This is a genomic window from Priestia endophytica DSM 13796 (genome assembly GCF_900115845.1).
GTDB classification, from domain to species: domain Bacteria; phylum Bacillota; class Bacilli; order Bacillales; family Bacillaceae_H; genus Bacillus_I; species Bacillus_I endophytica.
The window spans coordinates 39,986-47,012 of sequence record NZ_FOXX01000022.1 but is presented as its reverse complement, the minus strand read 5'-3'; the positions used below and the strand labels follow the sequence as shown (position 1 = coordinate 47,012).

General features: G+C 34.2%; 7 protein-coding genes. 2 read left to right on the top strand and 5 right to left on the bottom strand.

Annotated features, from left to right (window positions below; all coding sequences use genetic code 11):
* Positions 1-342 precede the first annotated feature (342 nt).
* Positions 343-519, top strand: a complete 177-nt coding sequence (locus tag BM012_RS26615; protein WP_161939283.1) for a hypothetical protein — start codon at positions 343-345, stop codon at positions 517-519.
* Positions 520-529: 10 nt separating this feature from the next.
* Positions 530-1,102, top strand: coding sequence for a DUF6036 family nucleotidyltransferase (locus BM012_RS23725; RefSeq protein WP_061803099.1), 573 nt, complete (start codon positions 530-532; stop codon positions 1,100-1,102).
* A gap of 261 nt (positions 1,103-1,363) precedes the next feature.
* On the opposite strand, the gene BM012_RS23720 is transcribed toward BM012_RS23725, so the two are convergent.
* The 5 genes from BM012_RS23720 to BM012_RS23700 form a co-directional block, all read right to left on the bottom strand.
* Entirely contained in the window at positions 1,364-1,693 is a 330-nt protein-coding gene (locus BM012_RS23720) for a DoxX family protein (protein WP_061803098.1), read from the bottom strand.
* A 322-nt stretch (positions 1,694-2,015) separates the two neighbouring features.
* A complete protein-coding gene (locus BM012_RS23715; protein WP_061803097.1) occupies positions 2,016-2,648 on the bottom strand; it encodes an MOSC domain-containing protein in 633 nt (210 codons plus the stop codon).
* 413 nt (positions 2,649-3,061) lie between these two features.
* On the bottom strand, positions 3,062-3,397 hold the full coding sequence (locus BM012_RS23710; protein WP_235606122.1) for a LysE family translocator: 336 nt from the start codon (positions 3,395-3,397) through the stop codon (positions 3,062-3,064).
* A gap of 530 nt (positions 3,398-3,927) precedes the next feature.
* Entirely contained in the window at positions 3,928-4,431 is a 504-nt protein-coding gene (locus BM012_RS23705; protein ID WP_061803096.1) for a GNAT family N-acetyltransferase, read from the bottom strand.
* A 969-nt stretch (positions 4,432-5,400) separates the two neighbouring features.
* The gene (locus BM012_RS23700) at positions 5,401-6,495 is read right to left on the bottom strand and encodes a YsnF/AvaK domain-containing protein (RefSeq protein ID WP_061803095.1); all 1,095 of its coding nucleotides are present in this window, start codon (positions 6,493-6,495) and stop codon (positions 5,401-5,403) included.
* Between the last annotated feature and the right edge of the window lie 532 nt (positions 6,496-7,027).

The window sequence follows — 7,027 nt, the reverse complement described above, 5'->3', positions numbered from 1 at the left end:
ACGCAGTTTTGGACAGGGATAGTTTTTGCGTCTAAACTAGTGGCGTGAGCCACACTATATAAAAGCGACTTCTTGTCGCACCATAATGTTGATTATAAGTAGTTTTCTTATTTAAGGATGATCTCTTGTATCAGAATATAAATCCATTATGCAGTCAGCAGTAAGTTTTTAGTTATACATGCATTAAACTTATAATTGTTGATTGACAAAATGCTTATACTAAATGTTAGTTTTTTGTTATTTATAAAAAATTCATGATATAATCACCTTTAATAGCATACATTAACCTCAACAAGGTATTGGGGTGATTGTATGAAAACCAATAATAAGGGTGATAAACAAATGACAACTATCACTTTAAAAGAAATTGAACGAAGAGTTAATAGTGACAGTCAAAAGAAAGATGCTATAATACGAAAGTTTGAAAGCAAGCTAAGCACAAGAAATCGTATTCAAGGACGAGTACGTCCTAAGCATCCTACAGAGGCGCGTATTTTATCTTCATTTAAAAGGAAGTAAGAATAACAAGATGAATATTGAAATAGCTCGTGAGGAAATTAACTCCCTTGATCCAAACAACAAATACCATGCTATGTTACAGACAGCTGCTATTATTACAAAATTATTAGATGCTGAGAACATTAAACCTATTATTGTAGGTGGTCTTTCTGTTGAGATTTATACCCAAAATGATTATGCAACTCGTGATATTGACTTTGTATCAGATGGGTATGAAAAAATCTCAGAAATTCTCTTAAGGTTAGGTTTTAGTAAGGAAGGCAGACATTTTGTACATGATCAAATAGAAATTGCTGTAGAAATTCCTTCAAGTGATTTAGAAGGGGATTATAATAGGGTATCGAAAGTAGAAATTGAAGAAGATAAGTACGTGTATCTCATTTCTCTGGAAGACATTATAATCGATAGACTCAGAGCCGCAGTGCATTGGAAGTCTGAACAAGATACTTATTGGGGTTTTAAGTTATTGGCAAAGAACTATAATGAAGTAAATATGGAGTATCTATTGTCAAGAGCTGAGACCAAAAAGGAAAAAGATGAGTTAAGTGATTGGATAGATAATATTAAACGAGATATTAATTAAGCACCTTATAATCAAGGTGTTTTTTTGTTTTTCTATATTCTTACCATTCATTGTATTAAAAGTTCAAAGTCACATACTAGCTCAAAACAGAAGCATCCCTAATCAAGAAGGATGCCTTTATTTTTTATCTGTATATAATATTGACTTCAAGTTTACGTAATGTTGCTTAACGGAACCTACATAAATCAATCCTTAAATTCAGTAAAATTTAAGACTCTTCAAAAGATAATTGCAGTAGATTTAGGAAAATCCCTCTAAGTTTCAAAGAATTATCACTAAAGATAAAAGCAAGCAGATTGTTGCAGGAATAACCGTTATGATATTTTGATGGGCTCGAAATATATGAGCATGTATGGCCCCTATCATGAGAATTATAAATAATATGCCGGATCCTAAAACCAAGTATTGATTCCAAATACCAGCAATCATTCCTATTGCTCCAATGAGCTCAATAAGTCCAATTACCGACATGAACCATAATGGATATTGATATTGCCGCCAGTGTTCAACTTGAAACGGTATACGAAAAAGTTTTATAAATCCTCCTATTAAAATAAAAACTGCTAAAATTACTTGCATAAAAGTTATCATTTAGCCTTACTCCTTTTAAAGATCGTGTTTAGAGATATTTTTAAGTAGGATTGAATGGATATATATTCCTTGTTATATTTTATCCTTAATGAAGGAGTATTAGGTTAATATTAGGTATAATATATACAATTTCAGTTTACATAAAATACTTTATTAGAAGTAAAAAAGCGTAAACCCATTGAACGACAAAAGGCTTACGCTTTTTCTTTTCGCTTATTTATACTTCTATGCATTATCTCTTCTATTTGATTATCTTAGGAACCATAATTCTAAGACAGGGTTTTGACAAGGGTTCTTAAAAGAATTGTGTTGCAATAAGGTTTTATAATAATTTTAAAAACCTTTTTCTCCAGTCCTCTGCAAGAGCTTCCACTTTTAATATTTTTTCAATGGATGCTTTATCCTTTTTTTGATGAAAAAGAACTTTTGTAGCAAAAAACACAGATATCTCGTTTTCATCTCTCTCCACAAGCTCTATTTCTGAATTAAATTTAATGGTCCCCTCTCTTAACATCCTAAAAAAGTAACCTGTTAGAGATGTTTCAACCACTTTCTTTAAAAAAGATTTCTCTTCATTATAATTAGAAATAGTAGCACAAGGGCCCCTTCCTTGTGTTACCTGAATAACTGCATCGTCTATTTTATATATATCTCCTATGTAAACCTGTTCTTCTAACATTCCTGTTGCTGTGATATTTTCTCCAAAAGCTGGTGGATTGAGTTTTTTATTGAACATTTCTTCCCAATAGGAGTAATGCTCGAATGGGTATAAACATACTGCACGATCAACACCACCGTGAAACTTATGGTTTGCAACATCATCACCGATGAAACCAGATTTTTTTAACTCAACAGCTTCTACATATGACTTTCCTATTGCAGAAACCTCTTTTTTATTACCCCAGGTATATTCCTTTGGTTTTCCTACGGCTAAATGAATAATTTTTCGATTCAAGATGAATTCTCCTCATTTCTTTTAATTTCATAATCAAGCATTGTGTTTATCCTTAACTTTATAATTAAATTTTAGAATCAAATCTTTTATGTACTGACATTAGGATGATCCCTTGATGGAGGAACTTGTTTTTATTAGATCATTTAAGTTAATTAATAATAGGTTCTATTTCAAGTTTTTACTAACATAACCGGTCAAGAGAACATCTCCTTGCTCTGTTCCAACAATGATTACAATATCTCAACCATCCTATGATAGTTAAAGAAAGATAAAAAGATGCCCATAGGGCACCTAAATAAAGAAATTTAAATAACCTAGTAAGGTAATAAGACTGGAGTAGCATTTTATTATCTTATTAGAGACTGCAGCTAATATAATTTTATTATCGCCAAGCTATATCATTTTCTAAAAGCTCAATTAGGTTTGGTAACTAATAATTTCAACCCAAGAGCTATAAATACAATCCCTGAAACTTTGTCCAGAATGATATTGAACGTTTTGTTGTCTTTAAGCGTTTTGGTTGCCAAAGTTGAAAAGTATGTTACCAATGAGCACCATAGTAGCACGATTAAAGCAAATGTCGAACCTAATAATAGTAATGCTAATGATCCGTTCTCACCATTTGTGGATGCAAATTGAGGTAAGAATGATAAGTAAAACAGAATATTTTTAGGGTTAGCAACATTTGTTATAACGCCTTGGATATAGTGCTTTCTTAAAGGTACATCAGAAGTTCTTTTTAAATCTATTCCTTTGCTCTTCTTAAGAAGAGACTTGATTCCAATGTATATTAAATATACTCTTTCTCTCGTATCCTTTACCCTCTGTCACATCGTTTGACTTTACAGTCATCCTACTGCTTACGCAGATGACATAGGGCTTACCAAGTTTCGCATCTTATAGATACGACGAGGTTAGGTGGGTTCTTTACTCCGGGCAAGATGCGGGACGCGGCACAGTAGCATTATGAATCTACTTTTCCTCTTGCCAATACCCAAGCAAACCTGCGCACTATCTTGAGCTAATCATTACGAAGCTTACAAACCTTCACTTTCGTTCACCATACTTCATCTTCCCCTAGCAGTGTTCCGAGCCGTGCACTGGCTCTCTGTTTCCGCATTTCCGCATGCAACCCACGAATCCGTTGCCAGACACGCAGTTTTGGACAGGGATAGTTTTTGCGTCTAAACTAGTGGCGTGAGCCACACTATATAAAAGCGACTTCTTGTCGCACCATAATATTGATTATAGGTAGAAATAAAAAAGCCCTCTTAAAGGGCTAATCTACTCCAACCACACTGCTTCTTCGTTCCACTAATATAACGTCACGCCATATGTTATTCATTTTTCCAATGCGTTCTCGTCTGCCTACTTCACGGAATCCAAACTTATTATGTAATTTAAGACTTGTTTTATTTTCTGGAAAGATACCTGATTGTAGTAACCAATACCCTTTTTCCTCACTTAACTCAATTAAATCTTTCATAAGTTTGCTTCCAATACCTTTTCCTATATTACTTTTTCCAACATAGACGCTTACTTCTGCCACCCCAGCATAAACACGCCGACCTGAAGTAGGTGTTAAAGCTGCCCATCCTAGAATTTGTCCTTCTGCCCTTGCTACAATTCGGCATTCTGATAAATGATCTTGATCCCATGATTCCCAAGAAGGTGCCTCTGTTTGAAATGTAGCATTTCCAGTCTCAATTCCCTCGAGATAAATTTGACGTACTTGCTCCCAATCACTTGATTTCATCTTATCAATTACTACTATAGGTCCCATTTAATCACCTACTCTTTGTAATAGATGCATAATATCAAAATTCCCTATATTTGATAATAAACAGATTGTATGAAATATACATTATTAGTTAACATAATTTTTGTTCGAGGAAGTAAAAAGACGCAAACTCGTTCGATAACAAGGAGTTTGCGTTTTTTATTTTCATTTATATATACTTTTACGGACTGGTCTTTTTTAACATGCGTATTGTAAAAATAGAAAAGTTCTCTTGTACAGTAATCAATTCATATCCTTAAATAACTGATTGTTAAAATATTCAATTCTTGAAATTAAAAACGCATATATAAATGTAATTTAATCTCTAATTCTCTACAAGATAAATTTCTGTTATTGCAACTTCTGTTGCTTGGCTATTAATATAAATTTTAAGTTCTTTATAGCTTCTGTCTCCTATAAGCGTAAGTGGTGGAATTTCCACTCTAGTCCCTGCCGATACATTACGTTGTGTTGATGTACAAATTAATTCCTATCGACCCGGGACAGCAGATAAACCATAAATCGTATACCATTGCGTTCCAGGTCAGCTAGTAAATGCCCAAATTTTAATAGGATCGATAATTTCTGGTCCATCTTCAAATGTCAAATGAATCTTTGCAGAAAGAGCAAGTGAATTCTATCTTGTTGATGGATTCCTATCAACTGCCTGTTTAGCAGGGAATTGGACATGAGCTGGAACAGCCCATGCTCTCGTGTGATCCGCACATGGAAGCTTACTGAAAATTTAAAAATCCCTCACAATATAAGAAATTAGCTACATAACGTTTCATTAATAATCACCTTCTTTAGCTAAGTTCTGTAGTGAAAATCGAGGTTTTTTATTTGTTGAACAAATGAGGCTTACGATTTGAATGGTGAAGAAAAACAAAAAAAAGCTGCCAACAAAGCTGGGCAGCCCTTCCTTAAACCTTCTCAACTATTCCCTTTATTATAACTGTAGAGGAGCTTTACTTATTTCTTTTTCTTGTTTGTTGAATTCTCATTATTTTTCTCTTTCTCAGAAGTAGTAATATCTTTATCTTTAACTTGACTTTCTGGTTTCTGATTGTTTACTGAGTCTGCAACCTCTTCAAGCTCTTCGATAACAGGGGAAGTTTTCACTTTAAGTTGGGCTTCTCGTTTCTTGTTGTTGGTTGAAAGTGTAACCTTTTCCTCTCTTGGAGCCTTAGGAGCAAGTGCAGCAGCAACTTCTTGATGACTTTGGTCTACGGAATTAGCCATGTTTTTATAGATTTCAGAATCAGCAAGTTTGGGAACCGCGGGAGGTTCTGATTGTTCAACTCGTGCTTCTTCCTTTCTGATAGTATCCTTCATCTCTTTAATCTCTTGAATTTTACGCTTGCCGATGATCACTTCTTCCACAACTACAGGTCTCTTGGTTACTTCAATTCGTTCCTCCATAATAGGAATACGAATGATCTCATTCTCTGTTAATGGGCTGCCATCATACTGACCGTCTATGACTGGGCGACGTTCTACATAGGCTTCCTCACGGACAACCGGGACCTGGATAGTTCGTTCTTCTTCTACAATTTCCTTACGAAGTTGTACTCCCCCAGTCTGAATAAGTTCTTTCCTTACATCGAGTTGTTCTTCGCGAAGTTGCACTGCCTTATGCTCCTCTGTCTCATATGGAGCCTCTCTAACCGTAGTATATAAAGGAATTGTTTGAGTTTCATCCACATCAATTAGGACAAGGATTTTCCCTTGATTTACATCCGTTTCACACTGTTTCGCAGTAAAACCTTGAATGCCCAGTCTAACAAGTTTTGAAGTTAGACTACCAGCTTGTGTAGTAGTAGTCATTCCACCTGTCATCATGGTAAGAAAGCTGTCCATCATGACACCTGCCAACGAACTTATAGCTGGTGTGCCGGCCTCTATCATTACATCAGTCTCGGCTCCTAACCGCAGAGTATTACTTCTATCCTTTGCTACTACTATTATATCTGTCTCACGATACCCCTGACGTTTTAACCCCTTAATTGCATGTATCGCTTCTTGCTCCGAATAAAAAGTTCCTACAACTCGTTTTCTTATGCCCATTTTTCCATCCCCTTAAAATTTAATTAAACGCAAACTTCTACTTACATTTAATTCCACCTTCGTTATGTATAATATGTACCCAACAGTTTTCTATTTAAAACGTGGTACAAGTGAATGAGTAAATGATACCTAAATTCTAAAATGTAGAAAAATGAGGGTTTTTGAAAATGTTTTAGATTACGGAAATATCTTTATCGCATATTTATTTTTAAATAAATAAGTTTTTGATATTACATATAAGATTCAAAAACTAATGATTTACTTTCAATAAATTATAACTTTTGCAAAATGATCATGAATTAAATTAGTTTATATAAAACAGGTTAGAGATAGTAAAAAAGCACAAATCTGTTAATTGCCAACGAGTTTGTGCTTTTTCTTTTCACATAGTTATACTTTTACGCACGGGTTTTAAAATCTAACTGCATTCCTTTCGAACATACACAGATTGTCAATAACTATATCTTAAGAAATCCATAAACTGACTTATATAGGCTTATTTCCGTAGTATTTTTAATCTATCGGAATCGTA